This window comes from Paenibacillus humicola (genome assembly GCF_028826105.1).
Lineage (GTDB): Bacteria > Bacillota > Bacilli > Paenibacillales > Paenibacillaceae > Paenibacillus_Z > Paenibacillus_Z humicola.
Genome location: NZ_JAQGPL010000001.1, coordinates 5,761,358 through 5,787,299 on the forward strand (window position 1 = coordinate 5,761,358; position 25,942 = coordinate 5,787,299).

Below are 25,942 nucleotides of genomic sequence, written 5' to 3' on the forward strand. Positions count from 1 at the left end.
TGACTGACACAGTAATATGCCGTACACTACAAATGCGGGGTGATGATATGAGCGAGAACAAAATTACATCCGACCTGCTGCGCGGACATACCGATACGATGATATTGCGGCTCTTATCCGAAGCGGACCGCTACGGCTACGAAATCGTCAAGCTGATCGCCGAGCGCTCGGGCGGGGAGTATGAATTAAAGGAAGCCACGATGTACTCCAGCGTCCGACGGCTTGAGGCTGACGGGGATATCGAGTGGTATTGGGGAGACGAATCGCAGGGCGGACGGCGTAAATATTTTCGGATTACCGACAAGGGCAAGGCGGTTTACGAACGCAACAAAAGCAACTGGGAGTACGCCAAACGCGTGCTTGAAAATTTATTATAAGGAGCGCTTATGGTATGAACGAGAAATTGGCGAACTATTTGAACGGCGTTTTCGCACCTTACGACGGGGTAAAGAGCGTCATCGAATTAAAGGACGACCTGCTGACCGATTTGCAGGAGCGGTTCCGCGAACTCAAAGCCGAGGGCAAGGACGACGAAACCGCGTTTGAGATGACCATTGACAGCATCGGCGACATTGAGCAAACCGTGCTGGAGGTGGCCGACCTCTCCCGTTCGCTGGAGCGGCAGGTGCTGACAAACCTCAGCTCGAGCAACCTGACAGCGAGCGATTTTGCGGGCGTGACCGCGCATAAAGGAAAATTTTCGGCGAGCACGCTGCGGGGATCCGACTTCTCGGGAGCCGACTTGACGGGCAGCACCATTGCGAGCAGCGATGTTCGCGAAGCCAATTTCGACCATGCCAATCTGACGGACTGCACGCTGTCGGCCAATGACCTTCGGGATTCGAGCTTCAACCGGTCGATTCTGGTACGTACCGACTTCAACAAGTCGTGGCTGGCCGGTGCAAAATTTACCGAAGCCAAACTGACCGGCGTCAAGCTGACTATGACCGACCTTACAAAAACAACGTTTGACCGCTGCAGCTTTACCGGCGTGGATTTCAAATATTCCGACCTGCGGGGAATGCGTTTTGACGAGCAGACCTTCATCGGCGTCAATTTTGAGAAGTCGGCGCTGAACGAAGCTTCTTTCAAAAGTGCGATACTGAAAGATACTTCGTTCCATCCCGGGTTTACGCTGACCAAGAAATATTACCGTGCCATCAAAACCGTCCGCTTCGACGGCGCGATGATGGATAAGCTGACCTATGCCGCCCTTAAAGGCATGGATGCCGATTTGTCCAAGGTTACGGTGATATAAGGGGCGCATTGGATACGCAGTACAGTACAGGTCCATTCCAGTGAAAGGCGGCCGGCATAAGCCTTCAAGCGGCTTTTAGTTCTTAAAAGCATCGATTTCCAGGTGGAGGAGGGCGGTATTTTTACCCTGCTCGGCTCCAGGCAGCGCGGGCAAGACAACGGTGGTCAAAATTCTTGAAGCAAGAGAGGGGTAACTCATGAAAAAGAGTGCAGCGGAACTAAGCAACGGCGGTTTCTCCGAAGCGGGGCTCAGCAGAATGCGGGACGTGCTGACGCGGCATGTCATGTCCGGGAAGATTCCCGGGCTCGTCGCTTTGGTCAGCCGGGGCGATGAGACGCACGTCGAAGCGATCGGCACGATGCGCCATGACGGCGGGGCGCCAATGCGCCGGGACACCATCTTCCGAATGGCCTCGACGTCCAAGCCGGTTACGATCGCGGCGGCGATGATCCTGCTCGACGAGTGCAGGCTGCGGCTGGATGACCTGGTGGAGACTTGGCTGCCGGAACTCGCCGACCGGCGGGTGCTGAAGCGGATCGACAGCCCGCTGGACGATATCGTGCCGGCGCGCCGGCCGATCACCGTAAGGGACCTGCTGACCTCTACGTTCGGGCTCGGCATGGATTTGACGTCGCTGGGAACTCCGATCATGAACGCGATTTTCGAGCAGGGGCTCACGCCCGATCTGCCCGTGCCGATGCCGGGGCCGGATGAGTGGATGCGCCGCCTTGGCACGCTTCCGCTGATGCACCAGCCCGGAGAACGCTGGCAGTACCACATCAGCAGCGACCTGCTCGGCGTGCTTGTCGCCAGGGTCACGGGCCAGTCGTTTGAGACCTTCCTGCACGAACGCATCTTCGGCCCCCTGGGTATGAAGGACACCGGTTTCCACGTGCCCGCCGACAAGCTCGATCGGCTTCCGCCGCTCTACGCCCCCGACCCGCAGACCGGAGAGTTCAACGTGTGGGACGAGGCCAAGGGAGGGCGCTGCAGCCAGCCTCCGGCTTTTCAGGGCGGCGGGGGCGGACTTTGCTCCACAGTCGACGACTATCACGCCTACTTCCGGATGCTCCTGAATAGCGGGATGCATGGGACCGAACGGATCCTGTCCCGGCCCGCCGTCCAGCTGATGACCACTAACCGTCTTACGCTCGAGCAGCAGGCCGCCCGAAACGCCATGGCCAGCAATAATGTCCATGTGTCATTCGGCCAAGGGCAGCACGGCGGCTGGGGCTTCGGGATGGCAGTTCGCACCTACCGCGGCGACTACGCGCCCATCGGCCAGTTCGGCTGGGACGGCGGATGCGGCACCTCGACCTATGCCGACCCGGACAACCGGCTTACGGGAATCCTCCTCACCCAGGTCGGGATGACCACTGCCGATTCGGCACGGGTAATCCACGACTTCTGGACCACGGTCTACCAAGCAATCGAAGACTGACACTGGGCCTGCTAAAATATAACCGTGCGGAATCTTTCATGCCTATAAAAAACAGACCGATACCTATTACAAATCGGTCTGTTTTCCTTTTTCGGGCTTCTTCTCACTATTTTTCTCAAGCCGCTCCGAATCAGATCGGCAAATCCCGTTTGCGGAACAGCGCGACGGCGAGGCCGAACGAGACGAGACCGATCGCCGCAAGCGCGATGAAGGACGCGGCCAAGTCCACGCGCCCGTTAATGATTTCCCCCGGCTGGTACAAGGAGAAGATCGTGAGCCTGCGCATCCAGTCGATGCGTTCGCTGAGCTTCCCGAGCAGATCCAGGCTGAAAAACCCGAACGTGATCAACCCGGAAATACCAAGCGCCTTCTTCTCGTCATTGGCCAGCGACGATACGAGGAACGAAATGCCGCCCACCGCGAAGAACAGCAAAAACGCGGCGGCGTTCATTTGAACGAACCGGGCCGTATCGAATTCGAAGCTGCGCAAAAACCAGGCTTTGCCGGCAAATCCGGCGGCGGTCGTAACGACCATGATCAGCAGCAGCCCCGTCGTCAAGACGACCGCCTGCGTGAACGCCACCTTCGCTCTCGTCGTAGGCGCGGACAGCAAATAAGCCATCGAGCCTTGGTCGATCAGTCTCGCCATCAGCTTCGTCGACAGCTGGACGCAGACGACCGCAAGAATCAGCACCAGAATGAGCCCGTAATACTCCCCCGAAATGAACGCTTCGGCGCTGTCGAAGCCGTTCAGTCCGAACGCTCTCCCCACGCCCTCCGGCATGGATTTCACCAGCTCGTCGAGCGCTTTCGTGTTTTGGGCCATACCGGGGTACAGCCAGAACATAAGCAGGATATAGAACGCCGATCCGAACGCATAGCTCATGAATCCCTTCAGATTCACCTTCAGCATCTGCTTATACAAGGTCACGTTCACCGGGAAGCCCCCTTCCGGTCGTAATAATTCATAAAGATGTCCTCCAGGTTTTGGGTGAACATATCGAGGTTCCGCACCTTGTATTTCGCCGTCTCTTCCACGAATCGGCCGTAATTGCCCTGAACGGCCACCCGCACCCGGTTCCCATCGTGCGATTCGATCGTCAACCCCGAATGCAGAAACGCGGCAGCCTCGGCTTCCTCCTCGAAGGTGACCTCGAACAGCTTCCGCTGCATCGTTTGCAGCTCGTGAATATCGTTCACGGCGATGAGGACGCCGTCCTTGATAATGGCGGCCCGGTCGCACGTCCGCTCGATTTCCGCAAAGCTGTGCGAGGACATCAGGAACGTTTTTCCGCGGGCTTTTTCCTCCAGCACGATTTCAATAAAAACCCGCTGCATCAGCGGATCGAGCCCGGAGGTCGGTTCATCCAAGATGATCACTTCCGGGTCGTGCATGAACGCGGCCACGATGCCGACCTTCTGCTTCATGCCTTTGGACATTTTTCGAATCGGCGTGTTCACGTCGAACTGCAGCCGGTCGATCAAGCGGGCGCGCTTGGCGAAGTCTTTTACCCCCTGCATGCCGGCTATAAAATCGAGGAACGTTTTGCCCGTCATCCCTTCGATAAACGAAATTTCGCCCGGCAAGTATCCGATGTGCTTCTGGACCTTCCCCTGCTCCTTCCAGACATCCAGCCCCTTTACCTTCACGCTTCCTTTATCCGGCTTCATAAAGCCCATGATATGCCGAATGGCGGTCGATTTGCCGGCGCCGTTCGGACCGAGAAATCCGAACACCTCGCCTGCCCGCACCGTAAACGAGACGTCGAAAATGCCCTTCCCGTTCGAAAACCGCTTTGTCAAGCCATCAACGGTTAACATTCCCGCACCTCCATAAAAATGAAATATTAACGTAAAATATTTCATATCTGTTATGTTATACTGGAGCAAGAACGGCGTCAATGGTTTTATGAAATATTTATGCAGGAATATTTCATCAAATTTCGGAGTAAGGATGAACGGCAATGAACGGATTCGAGAAAAGGGCGCAGGAAATCAAGGAGCGAATCATAGCCACCACGCTGGAAATGCTGAAGACAACGGGTCCCAAACGGATTCGGATTGCCGATATTTCCCAGGCGGCCGGCGTTTCGCAGGTGACGATTTACAACTATTTCGGCAGCAAGGAAGCGCTGATCCGCGACACCGTTAAAATGTTTGCGGAAAAAACCTTCCGCGATTTCGAGGCTTATATGAACGAGAAGCATTCGTTTAAGGAGAAGCTTGCGCATATCCTGGTTTTGGAGAAGGAATCGTATACGCAGTTCCCGCCCAGCCTCTTCAAGGAGCTGCTGAGCTCGGATCCCGAGCTCGCCTCCTACATCGACGAGCAGTACAAGCAGCATACGATCCCGCTGAGCCTGCGGATTTTTCAGGAAGGGAAAGACAGCGGGGAAATTTCGGATGAAGTATCCGCCGAGAACGTTCTGGCGCTCATGCATATCTATATGAGCCAGTATGAAACGATTTTGGAAATGGCCCAGCAAAGCGGAGACATGGAGAAGTTTTTCGGCGGCATGGTGCACATGTTCTTCTATGGGCTGTGCGGGAAGCCGTGAATATATGGCCGTAAGGCCGGGAGGAAATTGCAAAAGAACGCCGGTCTCAGACCCGCGTTCTCGCCTTGTTAATTCACGATCTCTTTCCGAAAATAATAATGGCTGCGGCTATAAATTTTCTTCCGCGGCTCGCTCGTTTAATTCGGCCAGCGTCCGGAGAATATGGTCGACGAGCTCCGGGATATCGCCCATCTGGTCTTCATTGATTTTGCGTCCGAAGCGCAGCTCTGCGGTATTCGAATACCCGCTGCGCTCTTCGCCGTAGACGAAGCTTAGCCGCTGAACAGGCGGGGTTTCGGGCTGCCAGATCCGCTGCAGCGTCTCCTGCACGGCCTCGCACTGCGCCGCGGCGTCCCTGACGTGCAGATGAAACCGGACAAGCAGCGTGCAGCCCGGCGTCTCATTCGGCGTCTCCAGGATTTCCGCGGCCAAGTCCTGCAGCGAAGCCTCCAGCCGGATTTCGCCGGTAACCGCCTTCTTGTCCGCCAGCCCGAACCGCAGGGCAAACGTCCGCGACATCACGGACATTTCGAGCCGGTCGGTCCGGTCGACGATATCGATCTGCCGGGACAGATTGTCCAGGTCGTAGAGCTGATTTTCGAAGGCGACCTTCAAATTTTCAAAAATCGTCGGGTCGAACATCGCAGTTGGCCTCGCTTTCCGATTTCAAAAACCGTCAGAACTTATCATACCCGTCCGGCTCGCGCAGGTCCACCTTACCCGGCGGGCTGCTTCCCGGCCGCATCCGAGGCGAACTGGGTCCGGTACAGCATGGCGTACAAGCCGCCGCGGGCAAGCAGCTCCGCATGCGTGCCTTCCTCGGCGATCCTTCCCGCTTCCAGCGCCACAATCCGGTCGGCCGCCAAAATCGTCGACAGCCGGTGTGCGATCACAATCGTCGTCCGCCTCTCCATCAGCCGCTCCAACGCTTCCTGGACGTAGGCCTCCGACTGGGAATCGAGGTGAGAGGTCGCTTCGTCGAGGATCAGGATGCGCGGATTTTTCAGAATCGCCCGCGCAATGGCCATCCGCTGACGCTCGCCGCCGGACAGCCGGTGCCCTCGTTCGCCGACGATCGTCTGGTAACCATCCGGCAGCGAAACGATGTAATCGTGAATGTACGCCTTGCGGCATGCCTCCTCCATCTCTTCCAAGGTCGCATCTTCCTTCGAAAAACGCAAATTGTCCTCGACCGTGCCATAGAACAGAAAAGGGTCCTGCGTCACATACGCCATCTGCCCGCGGAGCGATTCCATCGTAATCCGGTTCAGCTCTCTCCCATCGATCAGGATCTCTCCTTTCGACACGTCGGCAAGCCGCGCGATCAGATGAATGAGCGTGGACTTTCCCGCGCCGCTCGGACCGACAAGCGCGAGCATTTTGCCCGCTTCCAGCCGGAACGAGACGTCTCGCAGCGCATACTTGCCGGGCCGGTACGCGAAGCTCACATGCCGGAACTCGATCTCTCCCTTCGCTGCCTTCAGCGGCTGCGCGTCCGGCCCGTCTTTAATTTCCGGCTCCATATCGATGTATTCGAAAATCCGGCCCATCACGCCGAGTGATGCGGACAAATCCACATGCAGGCCAAGCAGCGTCGTGATCGGATCGTACAGCCGTCCGACCAGCGAGACGAACGCGACGACGTCGCCGAGCGACATGTGCCCGTGCATCACGCTCCAGCCGCCGTATAAATAAATGACCGCCGCGCTGACCGGACTCGTGACCCGGGTCAGCACGCCGAACCAGCGGCCGATCAGACCGAGCCGCAGCTCGCGGGCAAGCACGTCTTCGTTCTTGTCGACGAACCTGCGCTCCTGGCCGCGTTCCCGCCCGAACAGGCGTGTAAGGAGCACGCCGGATACGCTGAAATGCTCCGCCAGCATCGCCGACATTTCCCCGCGCACCGCCTGCGTCTCGCGCTGGAGCGATTTCCGCAGGCGCGCCACCTTGCGTGTCGGGATGATGAGCATGGGCAGCCACACCATCGAGACCAGCGCCAGCCCCCAATCAAGCCGCAGCAAAATGATGAATGTCGCGACGATCGTAACCGACTGGGTAATGGCCGAGACGATCGTCCCCGTCAGCGTCGACTGGACCGACTGCACGTCGCCGGTAATGCGCTGAATGATTTCGCCCGACCGCGAACGGGTGAAGAACGCCAGCGACTGCCGCTGCAGATTGCGAAACAGCCCGTAGCGCAAATCGCGCATGACGCTTTGGCCGACCTTGTTGTTCAAATAGCTTTGCCAGACGTTAAGAGCGCCCATGCTGACCGGGCTGGCCACCATGATGAAGGTATACAGCGCAAGCATCGGGATATCCTTCTTCGGGATCGCTTCGTCCACGATTGCGCGCATCGCGATCGGCGCCCACAGGCCGGAGATCGCCGACGCGAGCGCAAGCGCCAGCACGACCGAGAGCTGCTTCCAATACGGCAGGAACAGCCGCAGCACACGGCTGTAATCCGCTTCGGCCGGCGCCCCGGCGGGATGAACGTTCGCTTTTGCCGCCATGATTGATCCTCCCTTTGATACAGGACGGGACTCCCTGTCCCGGTCTGATAGATTCGTTTACAAATGTTCCTATTTTTTAGTGTAGCCGCTTTATACGACATCTTTTGTCATATATACTGAGAAAGAAAGAACCATTTCATCCGGAAAAAGGAGGCGCCCGTCATGAAAGCGGACCGGCTGCTCGCCATCATGCTGCATCTTCAGAACGAAGGGAAAATAACGACCAAAGCGCTTGCGGAGCGGCTTGAGGTATCGGACCGGACGATCTGCCGCGATATGGAGGCTTTGAGCGCTGCAGGGATTCCCGTCTACGCCGACAGAGGGCCGCACGGCGGCTGGGCCCTCTCCGAAGGCTACCGAAACCGGCTGACGGGCATGACGCAGCAGGAGCTGCTCTCGCTTCTGCTGGCGAAGCCGACCGTCGCGCTGGTCGACCTCGGCGTCGGCGCTGATTTCGAGAGCGCGTTTCAGAAAGTGCTCGCGGCTTCGCCCGAAAGTTTGCGCCAATACGCCGGCCAGCTCCGCGACCGGATTCATATTGACGGAACGGCATGGCACGCCACCATCGAGAAGGTGCCGCTGCTGTCCGTCGTCAAGCAGGCGATATGGAGCTGCCGTAAGCTCGCAGTCGAATACCCGGAGCCGCCGAGCAACAATCCGGACCAGGCCCCGCTGCGGAATGCGCCGCCGGGTCGGACGCCGGACGGCCGGACGATCGCAGCAGCGTATGAGGGCGACGGGAGCCGCACCGCCGCAGCGTTGCGAACGGCCGGCGCTTTTGAAGGCTCCGCCGGCGGTACTTGCAGGGTCGTCGAGCCGCTCGGCCTCGTCGCCAAGCGGAGCATTTGGTACATGGTTGCGCGCGCGGGAGCGGACATCGTCTATTACCGAGTGTCGCGGCTGATCCGGGCCGAGCTGCTTGCCGAGACGTTCGAGCGGCCGGACAACTTCGACCTCGCGCACTGCTGGGAGCAGGTGACCGAGCAGTTTCTCGCCAGCCGTTTGTACAGCCGGGTGCAGCTGAAGCTGCGGGAAGAGTTTCTTCCGCACCTTCCCCCCGAGAGACGGGCGCGGATGCTGCGGTGCAGCCGCAGGCTTCCGGACGGCTGGCTGGAGGCGGAGCTCGAATTCCGCTCGCCGCAGGCCGCCCGCGCGGCGGTATTCGCCCTCGCCCCGAATGTCGAGGTGCTCGGGCCGCCGGAGCTGCGCCGGGAGCTGCTGGACGCCGCCGAAGCGATTATCGAGCAGTACGGCCAGAAAGTTTAGACATTGTTTAGAATTGGTTTACGGCCTCGAAAGATGCGGAGACTACACTACTACCAGGAACCGCTTGCGCGCATGCAGGCGGACGCATCGCTTAGGGGGCAAGAAAACCATGACTGTACTTTCCGCTGCGAAGCGAAAATGGCTGCTGAGCCTTCATATCCTGTTCTCGGCGATCATGCTCGGTACGGCCTTCACGTTTCTCATCCTCAGCCTTACGGCGGCGGCAACGGGCGACGAAGGCGTGCTGAACGCCTGTTATCGCGCGATGCTCATCCTGGCCTCGTCCTCCGTCCGCGCTTCGACGATCGGCACGGTCGTCACCGGCATCGCCCTGTCGCTGCTTACCCGCTGGGGGCTGTTCCGTTTTTACTGGATAATAGCCAAGGAAGTACTGACGGTTTTGTCCATTGCGCTCGGACCGTTCGGCATGTATTTTTGGTCGCTGAAGGCGGTCCGGCTGACCGAGACCTACGGGCTCGCAGCGCTGCACGACCCGGCCTTCGCCGCGAACCGCTTCGCCCTCATGACCGGCATTATCCTGCAAATCGCATCGCTGGCGGCGATGTTCCTGCTTTCGGTATTCAAGCCGTGGGGGCAGCGAACGAAACAAGGAGACTGACGCCCATGTCCATCCGCAAAAAGCTTATTTTGTCCTACATCGGCATGATCCTGATCCCTTTCCTGCTGTTTATCGCGACCTCTTTCCTGCTCGTGACGTTCTTCTTCAAGGACGCCTTCGGGCCTCATACCCACACTATCTGGGGCAGGAATGCGGCCGGCGAAACGCAGCAGTTTCCAGGCTATATGTCCGAGCGGAACAAGTGGCTGGACGGCATCACCCTGTTTGCCGAGTACGATCCCGACAAACTGGCCGATCCCGCTTTCCTGCAGCATGCCGACCAATCGCTGCAGCCGCTCGATTCCGCGCTCGCCGTCGTGCGCGGCGGACGGCTTCTTTTCGCATCCGCCGCCCTTCCGGCGGAGGGGCTTGCCGCGAACCTGGAGAGCAGCACCGCACAGGCAGGCCCGGACGGTTCGTCCCAAGAGAAAGGCCCGAATGGCTGGGGCGGACCGCAGCTGGCAATCGGCGGACATTCGTATTCGGTGGAGCGTCAGCCTCTCGCCTTCGCGGACGGCAGCCAAGGGGCCGTTTACTTCCTGACCGATACCGGCCGGACGGTCCGCTTCTTCCGCACGCTTGTCCCGCTGCTTCTGCTGGCGCTGCTGCTGGCCATTGCGCTCACCAACGGGCTGCTGACCGCGCTCGTATCGCGCAGCATCATCCCCCCGCTGCGCGAGCTGAAGCGGGCGGCCGAGCGGATTAAAGAAGGCGAGCTGGGCCACGAGCTGAAGCCCGGGAAACGCGACGAGATCGGCGAGCTGAGCGACGCCTTCGAGGACATGCGGCGCCGGCTGCAGGAGTCCGTCCGCCTGCAGCTGCAGTACGAGGATAACCGAAAGGAGCTTTTCTCCAGCATTTCCCACGACTTGAAGACGCCGATCACCGCCATCACGGCGTGCGCGGAAGCGATGCGCGACGGCATTGCCTCCGCGCCCGGGATGCAGATCAAATATATCGATATGATTCATAAAAAGGCGGGCGATATGGACCGGCTCATCGACGAGCTGTTCCTGTTCTCGAAGCTGGACCTGCACCGGCTGCCGTTTCATTTCGAGCCGGTCGACCTGCGCGCGTTTCTGCGCGACTGCGCCGAGGATCTGCGCCTGAACCCGCAGAACGGCGGCGTGCGGGTCGTGTTTGCAGAGGCGGACGGCCCGCCCGTTATGGCGGACGCCGACCGCGAGAAGCTGCAGCGGGTCGTTACGAATATTGTCGACAACAGCCTGAAATTTATGGAAGCCGGCAGCGGCGCGGCAGGCGCGAAGGAAATTCGTTTTACGCTGGACGCCGCGGGAAACGCCGGTCAGGTGACGGTCGGCGTGCGCGACAACGGACCCGGCATCAAGCCGGAGGCGCTGCCGCACATTTTCGAGCGGTTTTACCGCGAGGATGCGGCCCGGACGCCGGGCACCGGGGGGAGCGGGCTCGGGCTCGCGATCGTCAAGCGGATCGTCGAGGAGCACGGCGGCCGCGTCTGGGCGGAGAGCGTGCCGGGCTCCGGCACGTCAATCTATTTTACCTTGAACCGGTCCAGCGGGCCGGTCCGGGAGGAGGGCGGCGCGAATGAAGCGGGTGCTGATCATTGAAGACGATCCGGTTATCGCAGAGGTACAGAAGGACTATTTGGAGGCCGGCGGCTTTGCGGTCGAGGTGGCGGCGGACGGCGGCGAAGGGCTGCGGCTGGCCCAAGGCGGCGATTACGCCCTTATCCTGCTCGACCTGATGCTGCCGTCGATGGACGGCTTCGAAATTTGCCGGCAGGTGCGGCAGACGACCGACATCCCGATCCTGATCGTATCCGCGAAGAAGGAAGAGATCGACAAAATCCGCGGCCTCGGGCTCGGCGCCGACGATTATATCAGCAAGCCGTTCAGCGTGGGCGAGCTTGTCGCCCGGGTGAAGGCGCATATCGCCCGCTTCGAGCGGCTCACGGCGGGAGCGGAGACGGCTCCTGCCGTCCGCCCGAAGGAACAACTCCGCATCCGCGGGCTGCTGATCGACAAGCCTTCGCGCAAGGTATTCGCCGGCGACAAGGAGATCGTGTTTACGACGAAGGAGTACGATCTGCTGCTCTACCTGGCCTCCCACCCGAACCGGGTATTCACCAAAGACGAGCTGTTCGAGCAGATTTGGGGGCTCGACGCGCTCGGCGACAACGCGACGGTGACGGTCCACATCAGCCGGCTGCGCGAGAAAATCGAGCGCAATCCGTCGAAGCCCCAGCTGATCGAAACCGTCTGGGGCGTCGGGTACCGGTTTAATGTTTAGGCAGCGAATGCGGTGCTTCGCAAAAAATGTTTAAAACCCTCTTGCACCTGACGCTGGGTCAGGTTGTACCCTGAAGGTGCCGGCAATATCACATTCGCGCGAAACGGGGAGATGGCAGTCAAAAGAGAGCTTTGGAAGGTTGGCGAACTGGCGAAACGGACGGGAATGACGATACGAACGCTCCATCATTACGACCGGATCGGGCTTCTCTCGCCTTCGCGCCATTCGGAATCGGGCCATCGGCTTTACACCGAGACCGATATCGCCATGCTGCAGCGGATCGTTTCGCTGAAGCAGCTTGGCTTTGGCCTGGAGGAGATCGGGCAGCTGATTCGCAGCCCGCGATTTAACGCGTCGGAGCTCATCCGGCTGCAGCTGGAGCGGCTGAACGAGCAGATCCGCCTGCAGGAAGCGCTTCGCGAGCGGCTGGAGCGGCTGGACGCGATGCTCGGCGCGAGAGAGGAAGTGACGGCCGAACAATTAATCCAAATCATCGAGGCGATCAATATGAACGAAGCGAACCAATATTTTACGGCGGAGCAGCTGGAAGCGATCAAGAAGCGCGGCGATCTGCTCCCGCCGGAACAGCAGAAAGCCATGGCGGAGGAATGGCCCGTCCTGCTCGGCAGCCTGCGCGCCGAGCTGGCGAAAGGCACGCCGCCGGAGAATCCGGCCGCGCAGAAGCTGGCGCAGCGCTGGAAGAAGCTGACGGACCTCGTTTCCGGCGGCGATCCGGCAATCGTCCGGGCATCCGAGCAGTATTACGCGAACCATCCGGATGCGGCGGCGCAGTTCGGCATGGACGTCAAAGTGTACGATTATATCCGCCGCGCGCTGGCCAAGCAATAATGCGCGTCTAGAACATTGATGCAAGCAACAGCCCCGAGACTGCCCGGATAAGCAGGCTCGGGGCCGTTTTTGCGCCGGCCGGCGATTCTTCTTTCTCCCGCCCGCTTGACCTTGCCGCAGCGTCAACGTTTAGGATGGAATTATATCAGCGCCGAAAGGAGAAAATGAACATGCCTGATCATGCAACGATCTATCTACGCGAGGCGGAGCGATACGAGCAGCTCGTATCGAAGCAGTCGCCGCTCGGGGAATTCATGGAACAAATCATCCCTTTTCACGGGCTGGATGCCGTCGATCTCGGGGCGGGAACCGGCCGGCTCACGGCGGTGCTGGCGCAGAAGGCGCGCTCGGTCACAGCGGTCGATGCTTCGGAAGCGATGCTGCGCGTGAACGCGGACCGGCTTCGCGCAGCCGCCCCGCCCTGCCGGTGGCAGACCGTTGCCGCCGATTACCGCGCGCTGCCGCTTGAGGACGACAGCGCCGACCTGACCACGGCGGGCTGGAGCATCTGCTACGCGGCCAGCGGAGACGTGCCGCAATGGCGGGACAATCTGGCCGCCATTATGGCGGAATGCCGCAGGGTGCTGCGTCCGGGCGGCGCCGTCGTGATTTTCGAGACGATGGGGACCGGCCATGAGACGCCGCAGCCTCCGGCCTTTTTGCTGCCTTATTATGCCGCGCTGGAGTCGGAATACGGCTTCGCGCACCGCTGGATCCGGACCGATTACCGGTTCGACGATCCCGGACAGGCCGAGTCGCTGACGCGGTTCTTCTTCGGGGATGAGCTTGCGGATACCGTCCGCGCGAACCGGATGAGCCTGCTGCCCGAATGCGCAGGCGTCTGGTGGCGCTGCGCTCCATAAACCGGCGGGCGGATTCCGCCCGTTCATTTGACATCGTTCACGGACCTGCCTTACGATCTAGATAAGCCAATCAGTACGGGGGACCGATCATGAATCCGGACAACGAGTTACATAAAAACATCGTGCTGAACATTTTCCGCGCGTCTAATCTGCTGGAGCGCATGGGCCGGAAAATGACCGCCCAGGTCGGGCTGTCCAGCATGCAGCAGTGGTTTATATTGGGCGCGCTGCTGCGGGAAGGCGATCAGTCCCTGAAGGACCTGCGCCGCAATACGCTCGTCACCAAGCAGAACATGACCGGCATGATCGAGCGCTTGAAGCAGGGCGGGCATGTCGTGACGGTGGACGATCCGAACGACCGGAGAATCACCCGCGTCAGCCTGACCGGCAAAGGGCGCGAAACGCTGGCGAGGCTTCACGAGATCAGCGCCTCATCCAATTTGGGGCTGTTCGAGGGCTTCTCGGACACCCAGCTTACCTCGCTTGACGGACAGATCGAGCAGCTGGTCCGCCTGCTGAACGAAAAGCTCGACGAATAGCCGCGCCTCACCTAACCGTTTCCGTACGCGGACGGCTTTTTGGGCCTGCTTCTTGCGCCCGCTGCACCGTAAACTGACTGCGATGACGTTCCTCGTGATTTCTTCCGATAGGCCGATTTGAAGCTATACCCTCCCATCCCGCTGCCCGATCCCCGTACTTCTGAAAAAAAACCGCTTCCGCAAAAATCCGTCTATAGCCGCCTCTCCAACCCGATCCCGGTCCAGCTGACGACCTGACCTTAAGTCTGGCATCCGCTGCGCCCGCAGCCTGTTACACGCTGTAGATCGAACGGTTACAATGAAGCCATTCAAGACAAAAAGGCGGAGGGGTTTCGTTTCGATGTATGAATTATGGGTAGGATTGGAGCTGCTGTCCGTGCTGCTCCTGTTCATTCTGGGGTGGATCGCCGGAAGCAAAGCGGCCGGGCTGCTGTACGCGGGAACGGCGGAGCGGCTGCGCCGCAAAACGCGCAGCCTGCTGATTTGGGCGGGCGTCGTCGCCGTGTGCGCTGCGGGAGCATTAACCTCAATTTGGCGCTTTTACGATTCGTTCGGGCTGTATTTCTGGCAGGATAAAGTGATGCTGCATGCGCCGCTGCTGGCTGTGCCCGTCCTGGCGGTACTGCTGGCGGCGGTGCCGAAGCTGTTCGTGCTGTTCCGGGCGGCAAAAGGCGGCTCCGGCCCTATGGATGCGGGCCTGCGGGAGAGGGCGTCGAATCCGCTGCTCGTCGTCCCGTTCCGGACGGTGCCGCTCGCGGCGGCGGCCGTCCTCTATCTCGCGCTCGTCCCCGAGGTGCCGCTGCGCCCGCTGGAGGCGGCGCTGCCGCCGCTCGTCGTCCTGCTCGCCGCGTCGGCGTTATGGCTGCTGCACGGCAGCCGGAGCCGGCACGCCGCCCGCGAAGACGCCGTGCTGCCGCGGCGCTGGAAGCGTGCGCTCGGCAAGCTCGGCATGCTGGCCGCACTTGGCGCGGCCTGCGCCCTGCTGCTTTATTCGGCGCGGCAGAGCAGCCTCATTTCGGACCGCATCGACATGGCGTCCGGGCCGGCCGATTTCGGCGGCGGCGCCGTGCTCGCCCACGCCGGGCATGGTGCCGTTACAGCCGCGGCGGCCGAAGCGGCCGTCTCCGTCACGGAGCTGACGGGGCCGCGCGCCGAAACGCCGGACCGCACGTTTACGCTGACGGCGGAGCACGCCTCCGTGAAGCTTGCCTCCGGCAAAACGGAGGATGCCTGGACGTATAACGGCCAAATTCCGGGACCCGAGCTGCGGGTGAAGCAAGGCGAGCTGGTCGAAGTCACGCTGCTGAACAAAGACATCGACGAGGGCGTCACCATCCACTGGCACGGCCTCGACGTCCCGAACGCCGAGGACGGCGTGGCGGGCGTCACCCAGGACGCGGTTATACCGGGTCAGAAGCATGTCTACCGTTTCCGCGCCGAACAGACGGGAACCTATTGGTATCATTCGCACCAGGTTTCGAGCGAGGCGGTATCCAAAGGGCTGTTCGGAACGCTGATCGTGGAGCCGCGGACGGCATCCGAGGACGGCGCGGAAACGAAAGACATCACCGTGATCACGCACGTATGGGACGGTATTGGATTTGCCGTCGGGGACAGTGACGTAACGAAGCGTGTCGCGGTCGCGCCCGGAACGAGCGTCCGTCTCCGGCTGATCAATACCGACGATTGGGTGCTGCAGCGCTATACGCTGATCGGCGCCCCGTTCAAGGTCGCTGCGATCGACGGCACCGACCTGAACGAGCCGGGCGAGCTCCGCGACACCGCCCTGGAGCTGACGACAGGCGGCCGGTACGATGTGGTTTTTACGATGCCGGACCGCCCGGTCTATCTGGCCGTCGGCGGCGGCAGGCTGCCCGGCCTCTTCATGAGTCCGGACGGCGGAGGCGAGCTGCCGGCGGTGCCGGCGAAGCTTCCCGTCTTCGACCCGCTCCATTACGGCAAGCCGGCGCCAACGCCATTCGATGCGAGCAGTCCGTTCGACCGCGAATTCACCATGGTGCTGGATAACCGGCTGGGCTTTTACAACGGGACATTCGGGCAGCAGTATACGATCAACGGAGCCGTTTTTCCCGATACGCCGATGTTTATGGTGAAGGAAGGCGACCTCGTGAAGACGACGTTCGTCAATCGCGGCATGGTGGAGCATCCGATGCATTTGCACGGCCATCATCTGCTCGTGCTCTCGCGGAACGGGGAAGCGGCGTCGGGCAGCCCGTGGTGGACCGATACGCTCAGCGTAAAGCCGGGGGAAACGTACGAAGCCGCGTTCCTTGCGGATAATTCCGGCTTATGGATGGATCACTGCCACAATTTGTCGCACGCCGCCATGGGCATGTCGATGCATTTGATGTACGAAGGCGTCGATACCCCCTTCACCGTCGGCCGCGAGTCCGTCAACCATCCGGAATAAGCCGGCGAAGGGACGCCACTTGCAAACATCCCTATCCGCTTCAAGGCGCCGCATTGCCGATGCCGGCCGAGCTTTATTCACGCGGAAACGCTCCGGTGCGAATATTGGTCCGGGGCGTATTTCGGTTCTGCAGCTTTATATGGTTGCGCGCCGCAGCATCCGGAACGAAGTGAGCAGGAACACCGCAATGAAGGGCAGCTGCCACAATGCGAGATCAAGCGCCGTCTGCTTGCTGAACCATTCGAACACGCTGCCCCACCAGCCGTAATGCGTAACGAGCAGAGTGGAAATACCGATCAGGACCGCGGCCACGAAGAAAAACGCTAACAGGCCTATTATACCGAAGCGCCTCTGCATACAGGCAATGAAAAAGCCGGACAGCTGCATAAACAGCATCGTGATAAGAAAAAACAGCAGCTCGGTCAATGGCCCCCCGTCGCTCAAATAAGGGAGGTGGTAGAAATGCAGCTGAACTCCCCATCCGGACGTCCCGCTCTCCACCATCGACAGCAGCTCGAGCAATATCGCCGATACCAAGCTGAATCCGGCGAACATCCCGACCGTCCCGGAATAGTAATCCGTTCTTCTCAAGCTGAGCCCGAGCGCGAACGGAAACGTGTCTTTCACGACCACGATCCCGAACACAAACAAATAGATAAACATGGAACCCATACCGCCGGTGTATATACCGCCGTCCTGGCGGACGAATATGCTGACGATTAAGTTAATGGCAAAGCTGAGTAAGGTAATCAGCCAGGGGACGTAAAACCAGGCGGCGCTCCCCCTTGTATGCATCTTCAGTACCGCTGCCGTTCTGTTCATGTTCAATTCGCCTCCTTTCGGACTTGATTGCCGCTTGTCAGGTAGACGATCATCTGCTGCAGGGAAACCGGAACAAGCTCGAGCCCAAGCGATTCGGCGTGCTTTCGTTCAACTGCGTTCAGCGCGCCCATCACCGCGGCCGTTTCGAGGCCGCCGAGCGATTCGCGGTGGATCGCCGATTTCCCTTCCAAATAGGCATTGACCTTCGCTCTCTGCCCGACGACGGTGTATGCGCGGCCGCGCAGCTGCTCCGCGTCCTCGTCGAGAAGCAGCCGGCCGTTATCGATAAGAAGGACATGCTCCAAAATCTGGCTGACCTCATCGATCAGGTGCGTCGACAGGACGACCGTCCTGGGATTCTCCGCGTAGTCCCCAAGAAGCCGGTCGTAGAACAGATTGCGCGCCACCGCATCCAGCCCCAAATAGGGCTCGTCGAATATGGTAAGCGGCGCACGGCTGGCCAGGCCGACGATAATGCCGACGGCGCTCAGCATGCCGCGCGACAGCTTCTTCATTTTTCGGCGCAGCGGCAAACGAAAATCGTTCACGAGCGAATACGCGAACTCCCGGTCCCAGTCGGGGAAAATAGCCGCGCCGGTCTCCAGCACGTCGGCCACGCGGAAATGGTCGGGATACTTCTGGCTTTCCTTTATAAAGCACACCCGGCTCAGCACCCTGTCGTTCTCGTAAGGCCCTTCCCCGAATACCTTCAGCTCTCCGCCGGTCGGAAACAGCTGCGCCGTCAGCATATGCATGATGGTCGTTTTGCCCGCGCCGTTGCGTCCGAGCAGGCCGTAAATTTTGTTTTCCTCCATCGTGAAGCTGACATTCTGCACCGCCGCCGTCCGGCCGTACATTTTCGTCAGCTTCCTGACTTCCACCACGTTGTTCATTATCCTTTCGCCCCTCTCCGGATCATGTCCGTCAATTGCTCGGCCGTAATGCCAAGCTTCTCCGCTTCCCGGACCATCGTGATGACATACTGCTCGTAAAACTGCTCCTTCCGCTTCTCCACCAGCTTCGCTCTTGCGCCTTCCGCCACAAACATGCCAATCCCTCGCTTTTTGTACAAAATGCCTTGATCGACCAGAAGATTGACGCCCTTCGCCGCCGTCGCGGGATTGATCTGGTAGAACCCCGCGAACTGGTTCGTCGACGGCACTTGCGTTTCTTCGGGCAGCGCGCCGCCGATAATATCGTCTTCAATCCGCTCGGCAATCTGCATGAATATCGGCCGGCTGTCGTCCATCTGCATGCTCATCTGTTCACCACCAAACTGGTTAATTACTCATGTAACTAACTATAAAACCTCGACATTCATTTGTCAACACGTTTGAAGCCCAAAATTTTCCGGATCTGCCTGCGGCCGGCCGTATTGCAAAAAAGACCGCTCGCCAAGGGAATTCCCAAGGCAAACGGTCTGCAAGCGCAATGTTCCGCTGTCTTTCAAGTCATCATCCGTGCATTCATGTAAAAGGTCGGCGCCCAAATTCCGGCTGCTCCGGCCGCAGTACAGCAAGCGCCGCCCCGCAACGGCAGCATCTAAACCCCTCCCCCGGTTCGGACGCCGAGCTTGCCTTACTGCCCGTTCTGGCTGCGGTACGTCCGCGGCGACAGGCCGGCGATCCGTTTGAACACCCGGGAAAAATAAAACATGTCCTTGTATCCCAGCATCTCGGCGATTTCCTTGACCGGGCGGTCCGTGTTGAGCAGCAGCCGCTTCGCCTCGGACGTCTTCAGCCGGTGGACGAACTCGTTCAGCGGATAGCCGGTATACGCCTCGACGATCCGGCGCAGCGTCGAGACGGCGATATGGTGCCGCTCGGCCGTGCGCCGCGCATCGAGCGGCTCGTAGAGCGCGCTCGTCAAATCGTCGATGACAGCGGCGACGATCCGCTTGCGCCCGCCCGATTCGGCGGGCGACGCCTGCACGGCCAGCTCGTACAGCACCGATTCGAGCTGCAGCGCCGCCTGATCGAGATGGACCGGGCTGCCGCTTTCCATCAGCATGAAAATCCGTTCGAGCTTGCCGCGCACCGATTCGTCGGTCTGCGCACGCCGCACCTGGGACGGCTGCGGGAACCAGTTCGCGGTCCATTCCCGGATGCGCGCTCCCTCGACCGTAAAATAATATTCGTCCCAGTCCGCCCCGGTCTCGGGCCCGTATTGGAAAACGGCCCCGGGGAAAAAGCAGAACAGCGAACCCGCGCCGACCGGCTGCCGCGGACCGTCGTCGACCTGGTAATAGCCGCGTCCGCCCGCAATATAGACGAACGCCCAATGCTCGAATGCCGCATCCGCCCGCTGCAGCGTCCGGCCCGGCAGATGGCCGGCGCCGACGATGGCGAGCGACTTTACCTTCAGCCGGCTTTTATCGACCTTCGAGTCGAATGTGCGTATCGGGTAGGGACTGATCATATAATCCATGTATGTTGGCATTCTGTGCATTCACTCCCTTTTTATCGAGTGCTATAGTTACTATTAGGCATCTTATGAAATGGGCTCCATCGAATTTGGTTCTTGGTTATATGAGATATTTCTTGTCAACCATTATACCTTTGGCGAAACGGAAGGAGAAGTGGCGGAAGCGATGGAAACGGGGAAGCAGACGAAACGGGTGCGAATCGGCGTCATCGGCGCAGGATCGATCTCATCGGCGCATTTGGATGCGTACAAACGCAATGGAGAAGTGGAGCTCGTCGCGGTGTGCGATTTGAACGAGTCCCGCGCGCAGGCGGCCGCAAGCAAATACGGCATTCCGCATGTGTATACGGATTACCGGGAGCTGCTGGCACGGACGGATCTCGACGGGGTCAGCGTATGCACCTGGAACAACACCCACGCGGAGATCAGCATTGCCGCTCTGGAAGCGGGCAAGCATGTGCTGTGCGAGAAGCCGCTGTGCAAAACGGTGGCGGACGCCCTGCGCGTGGAGGAAACGGTGCGCCGCACCGGCAAAGTGCTGCAGGTCGGCGTCGTCCGCCGTTATGCGGCCGGAACCGACATCGTGCGCCGGTTCGCGGAAGCGGGCGAGCTCGGCGAAATCTATTACGCGAAGGCATCCTGCCTGCGCCGGCTCGGCAACCCGGGCGGCTGGTTTTCCGACATCGAGCGCTCGGGCGGCGGCCCGCTTATCGACCTCGGCGTGCATATCATCGACCTGTGCTGGTATTTGATGGGCCGTCCGAAGGTGAAATCGGTCAGCGGCAATACGTACCGCAAGCTCGGCAACCGGAGCAACGTCGAGAATCTTTCTTTCTATAAAGCGTCCGATTACGACGCCTCGAAGAACGACGTCGAGGATTTGGCCAATGCGCTCATCCGCTTCGAGAACGGGTCTTCGCTCATGGTCGACGTCAGCTTCACGCTGCATGCGAAGCAGGACGAAATCTCGGTCAAGCTGTACGGCGACAAAGGCGGCGTGGAGATCGAGCCCGAGCTGCACGTCGTTTCCGAGAAGCATGACACGATCGTCAACATGACGCCGCAGACGGATCACAAAGCGTTCCATTTCGGCGACAGCTTTTTCCGCGAGACGGCCCATTTCGCCCGCTGCTGCCGCGGCGAGGCGGAGACGCTCAGCCCGGTCGAGGACGGCGTCGAAATCATCAAGCTGCTGTCCGCGATCTACGAGTCCGCCGCCAAGGGCGAGGAAATCCGATTCGATTAGGAAGGAGAGTGCGTTCGGATGAGCATCAAGCTGAACAATAAAATCGGTGTCATGGTCGACAGCTTCGGTCTCGACCTGCGGGAAGGGCTGCGGCGCGCCAAGGCCATCGGCGCCGACGGCGTGCAAATTTACGCCGTATCCGGCGAGATGGACCCGGCGAACCTGACGGCGGAGAAGCGCCGCGAGCTGCGCGCGTTCATCGAGGACCTCGGCCTCGAGATCAGCGCGCTGTGCGGCGATCTGGGCGGCCACGGGTTTCAGGACGCCGCCGCCAACCCGGCCAAGATCGAGAAATCGAAGCGCATCCTGGACCTTGCGCTCGACCTCGGCACGAACATTGTAACGACGCACATCGGCATCGTGCCGGACGACAAGAACAGCCCCGTTTACGCCGCCATGCACGAGGCCTGCGACGAGCTTGGGCGGTACGCCACGCAGATGGGCGCCTTCTTCGCGATCGAGACCGGGCCGGAGCCTTCGGCGCATTTGCGCGCGTTTCTCGACACGTTCGAAACGAAGGGCGTCTCCGTCAACTTCGACCCGGCCAACATGGTGATGGTGACCGGGGACGACCCGGTACGGGGCGTTCATATTTTGAAGGATTATATCGTCCATACGCATGTCAAGGACGGCAAGCGGCTGCGGGCGGTCGATCCGCGCGACGTCTACGGCTTCCTCGGCTACGACAAAGGGATGAGCCACGAGAAAATCGCCGAGATGGCCGCATCCGGCAGCTCGTTCGAAGAGGTGCCGCCCGGCGAAGGCGCGGTCGACTTCCCGGCTTATTTCGCCGCGCTTCAGGAGATCGGCTACACCGGCTATTTGACCGTCGAGCGCGAGGTGGGAGACGACCCGGCGGCCGATATCGGCAGAGCCGTCGAGTTCATCCGTTCATTCCAATAAGAGGGGAGCGACTAAAGGCAGATGAAAACCGCATTAAGCATATGGAGCTGTCACAAATATATCCAGAACGGCACCTGGACAAACGCCGATTTTATCGATTTCGCCAAGTCGATCGGGGCCGAAGGCGTCGAGCTGCTCAGCATGTTCTGGAAGCCGGACGCCGACATTCCCGCGGTCGAGGCGGCGCTTGAGCGGACCGGCCTTGCGCTCGCCTGCTTCGGGGCGTGCAACAATTTGGCAGTCTCCGACGCGGCTAAACGCGAGGAGCAGGTGCAGGACATCGTCCGCTCGACGGATATGGCCGTCCGTTTCGGCGCCCCGGTCGTGCGCGTATTTGCCGGCGATCTGCACGCCGGCGTCGACTATGAACAGGCAAAAGCGTGGATTATCGAAGGGCTGAGCCGGGGAGCGGCTTATGCCGAAGAGCGCGGCGTTACGCTGTGCCTCGAAAATCACGGACTGCTGGCCGGCAAAATCGGCCAGGTACGGGACATTATCGACTCCGTGGGCTCGCCCGCGCTGCGCAGCACGTTCGACATGGGCAATTTCCTGCTCGTCGGCGAGCAGCCGGCCGATGCCGCGGAGCAGCTCGCGCCGCTTATCGGCCACGTCCACGTGAAAGACTTCAAGCAGACGGATGAGGGCGGCTACAAGTCGCTCTCCGGCGATCGTTATATCGGCACCGTGCCCGGCGAAGGCGACGTCGGCGCGGCCGCGCTGCTGGCCCGCTTCAAGGCGTCGGGCTACGAAGGCTGGCTTTCCGTCGAATACGAAGGCAGCGACGAGCAGCGCGACGGCTCCGCCCGCGCCGTCCGCTTCGTGAACGAGCACCGCTGACGGCGATAACCGTTTGCCCGAGCGGATTAGGCGGCGCACGGCAAGGCGGCCTTCATTCCGCGTGACAGCGGCGCACAAGGCAGCCTCCAAGCCACGCATGACAGCGGCGCAACAAGGCAGCCTCCAAGCCACGCACGACGGCGGCGCGACAAGCAGCCCTCCAGCCCGCCTGACAGGGGCGCAGGAGGCTGCTTAGTGAACACGGCAACGGCCGGGTCCCCCGTTGGGAGACCCGGCCGTTGCTTTTGCGAATCCCTTCCTTAATCGATCAGCTTCAGACCCGTCTCCGTTTCTTCCACTTTCAGAAAGAGCGGCCGCTCTTTCCCGTGCGGCGTATCCGGGTAGTGGGTCGAGATCCGGAGCTGCCCCGCGAAATCGCGGAACAAGCTGGAGTGGCCTGCGTTGCGGTCCATGAACAGCCCGGCGTCGTGCATCCACGGTCCTTCGATCCGCCCGCTCTTCGAACGCGCGACGGCCACCGTATACCCGCCGAGTCCCGAATCGCCGTAGCCCGGCACCGAATAGCTCGACCAAAGCATGAGCAGCTCGCCGCTGCGCGTTTTGTACATGAACGGCGCATCCGTCAAATACCCCGTTTTCTCGATTCGGGGGTCGCCGAACAGCCGGATCCACGGCATATCCCTGGCGTTCAAAATGTCCACCGGCTCCCCGAAGGAGCGCTTCAAGTCGCTCGTCAGCCGAAGCGCTTTGATTTTCCCCTCGTACAGCTCGGTCCATTCATGGCAGAATACGATCCAGCGCTGCCCGTCCTCGTCCTCGTAGAACGTGCCGTCCAGGCACTCGCTGCCCGCGATCGTCACCGGACCGTCGCTGTGCGGCAGGTACGGACCGGCGGGATGGTCCGCTGCCAGAATGCCGGTTCCGCGGTTCTCGCCGATGCCGCCTTTGAAGGAAGCGAACATATAATAACGTCCGTCGATCCGGAATACCTCGGGCGCCCAATAATGCCGAACGCCCCAGAAGCCCTTCGGCGGCTGGAACGCGGCATACGGCCCTTCCCAGCTCTCCAGATCTCCGCTGGCATAAACTTCGAAGATCGGGTCTTTATCCCCGCAGCCATCCGCAAACGTCGTGCCGAACAAATAATAGGTCTCTTCCTCGGCGCTCGCGTAAACGAACGGGTCTCTCATCGGAATATCGTCCAGGCGGCACGTTTTAATCGAGCGAAACCCTTTTTCCATACGGGTCATCGGCCTCCTTTGACCTTATCTTATTGAGAAACGATTGGGGAATGCCACATGGAATGGATCTGCCTGATCGCTTCCGGATCGCATTTCGGCTTGCGGTCGTATGTCAAGAGGCCGTTTACTTCCTGCTCCACGTCCGTCAGCTGGGTATAGCAAAATCCGTGGATCGCTTTCGAAGCGTACACCGCCTCAAGCACCCGGCGGTATTCGCGGATGAACTCCTCCGCGCTGCCGACCGTCGTATACCCCCAGCCTTTGTCCGAGCCGACCTTGTACGCGATGCCGCCGAATTCCGTCAGCAGGATCGGCTCTCCCCGGTGGGCGAAGCCGCTCGCATAGATATCGCGCAGAGCGGGCTGCGACTGCAAAATCCGCTCCCTGGTGGAAATGGACTCCTTGAACGCTTCGTATTTGGCCGTCTCGTCCGGCTGACCGTGATTGTAATTGTGAACGGCGCAAATATCCGAGGTCGTGATTTCCCAGCCGTCGTTCGACACGACGAGGCGGGTCGGATCGAGCGAATGGATCAGGCTGTACATCGCCAGGCTGTGATGCTGCTGCTGCTTGCTGCCGCGCACCATCGGGATGCCCCAGCTTTCGTTCAGCGGCACCCAGGCCACGATACACGGATGGTTAACGTCCCGCTCCACGATTTCGATCCATTCCCTTGTCAGCCGCGCCACCGCATTCGGGTGGTACGACGGAGCGGATGGGCATTCGCCCCAGACAAGGAAGCCGAGCTTGTCCGCCCAGTACAGGAAACGCGGGTCCTCGACCTTCTGGTGCTTGCGGCAGCCGTTGAAGCCGAGCTCCTTCGCGAGCTCGATATCGCGCTTCAGCGCGTCGTCGCTCGGCGCCGTCAGCAGCCCTTCCGGCCAATAGCCCTGATCGAGCACGAGCCTCTGATAATAAGGCTTGTTGTTCAAATAAACCATGCCGTTCTCGATATGCACCTTGCGCAGCCCGAAATACGAACCGGCCTCGTCGGTGGTCTTGCCGTTATGCTGCAGCGTGATCGAGACATCGAACAAATTCGGATGCTCGGGCGACCACGTCCAGCCGCCGTGATGAAATCCCGTGCGGAAAATATGGAGGTTCAGCAAATCGAACGCCCGCTTCACGTACTGCTCGTGCACGGCGATTCTGTCGGACACGACCGGCTGCCCCCGGAATGAAATGTCGATGCCGATTTCCGCTCCCGCCGCTTCGGGCGGCAGATTAAATTCGGCCACGACGTTCCCGTTGTCCAAATCCGGCACAAACCTTACGCTTTCGAAACGAATCTCGTGCACAGCCTCCAGCCATACCGTCTGCCAGATGCCGGTCGTGCGGGTATACCAGATCGCCCCCGGCTCCTCGATCCAATACTGCTTGCCCCGCGGAATCGTTTCGTCGGTCGACGGATCCTCCACGCGCACGGCAACCTGCTCGTTTTCCCAGGTCAGATGCTCCGTAATATCGAAGGAGAAGGGCGTGTGCCCGCCTTCGTGCGTGCCGACATACGCGCCGTTCACATAGACCCAGGCCCGGTAATCGACGGCGCCGAAATGAAGCAGCACCCGCTTGCCTTTAAACGCCGGATCAACCTGAAAATCGCGCTTGTACCAGACCCAGTCATGGAACGAAGCGTCGTGAATGCCGCTTAGCGGGGTCTGGTAGGCGAACGGGACCTCGATCGTGCGTCCCAGCTTCCGGTCCGTGTCGAACCAGCGTTCCTTCACTCCGGCGTTCGCATCGTCAAAATCGAACTGCCACGTGCCGTTCAGGTTCTGCCACTCTTTCCGGACGAACTGCGGTCTCGGATATTCGCTGCGGCGTATCATTGTACCACTCCTACCGTCTCTATAGTCTTCAGATGCAAAAAGCTCTGGTTGTATTCTGCTTGCTGCCCGTA

25 protein-coding genes are annotated in these 25,942 nt (G+C 60.3%); 15 read left to right on the top strand and 10 right to left on the bottom strand.

The window, feature by feature from the left end; translation table 11 throughout:
• Positions 1-47 precede the first annotated feature (47 nt).
• The 3 genes from PD282_RS26515 (at position 48) to PD282_RS26525 (ending at position 2,699) form a co-directional block, all read left to right on the top strand.
• A complete protein-coding gene (locus tag PD282_RS26515) occupies positions 48-377 on the top strand; it encodes a PadR family transcriptional regulator (RefSeq protein WP_274654733.1) in 330 nt (109 codons plus the stop codon).
• 14 nt (positions 378-391) lie between these two features.
• Entirely contained in the window at positions 392-1,258 is an 867-nt protein-coding gene (locus tag PD282_RS26520; protein WP_274654734.1) for a pentapeptide repeat-containing protein, read from the top strand.
• 196 nt (positions 1,259-1,454) lie between these two features.
• A complete protein-coding gene (locus tag PD282_RS26525; RefSeq protein ID WP_274654735.1) occupies positions 1,455-2,699 on the top strand; it encodes a serine hydrolase domain-containing protein in 1,245 nt (414 codons plus the stop codon).
• A gap of 130 nt (positions 2,700-2,829) precedes the next feature.
• Here PD282_RS26525 and PD282_RS26530 read toward each other — a convergent pair whose 3' ends face one another.
• The gene (locus tag PD282_RS26530; RefSeq protein ID WP_274654736.1) at positions 2,830-3,636 is read right to left on the bottom strand and encodes an ABC transporter permease subunit; all 807 of its coding nucleotides are present in this window, start codon (positions 3,634-3,636) and stop codon (positions 2,830-2,832) included.
• Positions 3,633-4,520 carry an ABC transporter ATP-binding protein gene (locus PD282_RS26535; protein ID WP_274654737.1) on the bottom strand — a complete coding sequence of 296 codons (888 nt, stop codon included), beginning with the start codon at positions 4,518-4,520 and terminating at the stop codon, positions 3,633-3,635. Before PD282_RS26535 ends, PD282_RS26530 begins: the two co-directional genes overlap by 4 nt.
• Positions 4,521-4,663: 143 nt before the next feature.
• Between PD282_RS26535 and PD282_RS26540 the strand changes: the two genes are divergently transcribed.
• Complete coding sequence (locus PD282_RS26540; protein WP_274654738.1) at positions 4,664-5,257, top strand: TetR/AcrR family transcriptional regulator; 594 nt, start codon at positions 4,664-4,666, stop codon at positions 5,255-5,257.
• Positions 5,258-5,365: 108 nt separating this feature from the next.
• Here the strand turns inward: PD282_RS26540 and PD282_RS26545 are convergent, their stop codons facing one another.
• Together PD282_RS26545 and PD282_RS26550 are read right to left on the bottom strand one after the other, a co-directional pair.
• On the bottom strand, positions 5,366-5,899 hold the full coding sequence (locus PD282_RS26545) for a hypothetical protein (protein ID WP_274654739.1): 534 nt from the start codon (positions 5,897-5,899) through the stop codon (positions 5,366-5,368).
• Between the two features lie 74 nt (positions 5,900-5,973).
• The gene (locus PD282_RS26550; RefSeq protein ID WP_274654740.1) at positions 5,974-7,770 is read right to left on the bottom strand and encodes an ABC transporter ATP-binding protein; all 1,797 of its coding nucleotides are present in this window, start codon (positions 7,768-7,770) and stop codon (positions 5,974-5,976) included.
• Positions 7,771-7,932: 162 nt separating this feature from the next.
• Between PD282_RS26550 and PD282_RS26555 the strand changes: the two genes are divergently transcribed.
• The 8 genes from PD282_RS26555 (at position 7,933) to PD282_RS26590 (ending at position 16,608) form a co-directional block, all read left to right on the top strand.
• On the top strand, positions 7,933-9,036 hold the full coding sequence (locus PD282_RS26555; RefSeq protein WP_274654741.1) for a helix-turn-helix transcriptional regulator: 1,104 nt from the start codon (positions 7,933-7,935) through the stop codon (positions 9,034-9,036).
• 109 nt (positions 9,037-9,145) lie between these two features.
• Positions 9,146-9,655 (top strand): DUF2269 family protein, encoded by a 510-nt coding sequence (locus tag PD282_RS26560; RefSeq protein WP_274654742.1) that lies wholly within the window; start codon positions 9,146-9,148, stop codon positions 9,653-9,655.
• A 5-nt stretch (positions 9,656-9,660) separates the two neighbouring features.
• Positions 9,661-11,244: a sensor histidine kinase gene (locus tag PD282_RS26565; RefSeq protein ID WP_274654743.1), complete on the top strand. Its 1,584-nt coding sequence runs from the start codon at positions 9,661-9,663 to the stop codon at positions 11,242-11,244.
• The gene (locus PD282_RS26570; RefSeq protein ID WP_274654744.1) at positions 11,222-11,926 is read left to right on the top strand and encodes a response regulator transcription factor; all 705 of its coding nucleotides are present in this window, start codon (positions 11,222-11,224) and stop codon (positions 11,924-11,926) included. Before PD282_RS26565 ends, PD282_RS26570 begins: the two co-directional genes overlap by 23 nt.
• A gap of 111 nt (positions 11,927-12,037) precedes the next feature.
• Positions 12,038-12,775: a MerR family transcriptional regulator gene (locus PD282_RS26575; RefSeq protein ID WP_274654746.1), complete on the top strand. Its 738-nt coding sequence runs from the start codon at positions 12,038-12,040 to the stop codon at positions 12,773-12,775.
• A gap of 170 nt (positions 12,776-12,945) precedes the next feature.
• Entirely contained in the window at positions 12,946-13,638 is a 693-nt protein-coding gene (locus PD282_RS26580) for a class I SAM-dependent methyltransferase (RefSeq protein ID WP_274654748.1), read from the top strand.
• An 89-nt stretch (positions 13,639-13,727) separates the two neighbouring features.
• On the top strand, positions 13,728-14,177 hold the full coding sequence (locus tag PD282_RS26585) for a MarR family winged helix-turn-helix transcriptional regulator (protein WP_274654750.1): 450 nt from the start codon (positions 13,728-13,730) through the stop codon (positions 14,175-14,177).
• A 340-nt stretch (positions 14,178-14,517) separates the two neighbouring features.
• Positions 14,518-16,608 (top strand): multicopper oxidase family protein, encoded by a 2,091-nt coding sequence (locus tag PD282_RS26590; protein ID WP_274654751.1) that lies wholly within the window; start codon positions 14,518-14,520, stop codon positions 16,606-16,608.
• A 135-nt stretch (positions 16,609-16,743) separates the two neighbouring features.
• Here PD282_RS26590 and PD282_RS26595 read toward each other — a convergent pair whose 3' ends face one another.
• From PD282_RS26595 to PD282_RS26610, 4 genes are all read right to left on the bottom strand, one after another.
• On the bottom strand, positions 16,744-17,430 hold the full coding sequence (locus tag PD282_RS26595; RefSeq protein WP_274654753.1) for a hypothetical protein: 687 nt from the start codon (positions 17,428-17,430) through the stop codon (positions 16,744-16,746).
• A 2-nt stretch (positions 17,431-17,432) separates the two neighbouring features.
• Positions 17,433-18,323 carry an ABC transporter ATP-binding protein gene (locus tag PD282_RS26600; protein ID WP_274654754.1) on the bottom strand — a complete coding sequence of 297 codons (891 nt, stop codon included), beginning with the start codon at positions 18,321-18,323 and terminating at the stop codon, positions 17,433-17,435.
• Positions 18,323-18,691, bottom strand: a complete 369-nt coding sequence (locus PD282_RS26605) for a GntR family transcriptional regulator (protein WP_274654756.1) — start codon at positions 18,689-18,691, stop codon at positions 18,323-18,325. Before PD282_RS26605 ends, PD282_RS26600 begins: the two co-directional genes overlap by 1 nt.
• A 317-nt stretch (positions 18,692-19,008) precedes the next feature.
• The gene (locus PD282_RS26610) at positions 19,009-19,869 is read right to left on the bottom strand and encodes a helix-turn-helix transcriptional regulator (protein WP_274654758.1); all 861 of its coding nucleotides are present in this window, start codon (positions 19,867-19,869) and stop codon (positions 19,009-19,011) included.
• 151 nt (positions 19,870-20,020) lie between these two features.
• Between PD282_RS26610 and PD282_RS26615 the strand changes: the two genes are divergently transcribed.
• Genes PD282_RS26615 through PD282_RS26625 form a run of 3 tightly spaced genes read left to right on the top strand, consistent with a single transcriptional unit; the run spans position 20,021 to position 22,840 of the window.
• Positions 20,021-21,100 (top strand): Gfo/Idh/MocA family protein, encoded by a 1,080-nt coding sequence (locus PD282_RS26615; RefSeq protein ID WP_274654760.1) that lies wholly within the window; start codon positions 20,021-20,023, stop codon positions 21,098-21,100.
• A gap of 18 nt (positions 21,101-21,118) precedes the next feature.
• On the top strand, positions 21,119-22,003 hold the full coding sequence (locus tag PD282_RS26620; RefSeq protein WP_274654762.1) for a sugar phosphate isomerase/epimerase family protein: 885 nt from the start codon (positions 21,119-21,121) through the stop codon (positions 22,001-22,003).
• A 21-nt stretch (positions 22,004-22,024) separates the two neighbouring features.
• Positions 22,025-22,840, top strand: coding sequence for a sugar phosphate isomerase/epimerase family protein (locus PD282_RS26625; RefSeq protein WP_274654764.1), 816 nt, complete (start codon positions 22,025-22,027; stop codon positions 22,838-22,840).
• Positions 22,841-23,100: 260 nt separating this feature from the next.
• On the opposite strand, the gene PD282_RS26630 is transcribed toward PD282_RS26625, so the two are convergent.
• Positions 23,101-24,042, bottom strand: a complete 942-nt coding sequence (locus PD282_RS26630; protein WP_274654766.1) for a glycoside hydrolase family 43 protein — start codon at positions 24,040-24,042, stop codon at positions 23,101-23,103.
• 29 nt (positions 24,043-24,071) lie between these two features.
• A complete protein-coding gene (locus tag PD282_RS26635; RefSeq protein WP_274654768.1) occupies positions 24,072-25,871 on the bottom strand; it encodes a glycoside hydrolase family 2 protein in 1,800 nt (599 codons plus the stop codon).
• Positions 25,872-25,942: the final 71 nt, after the last annotated feature.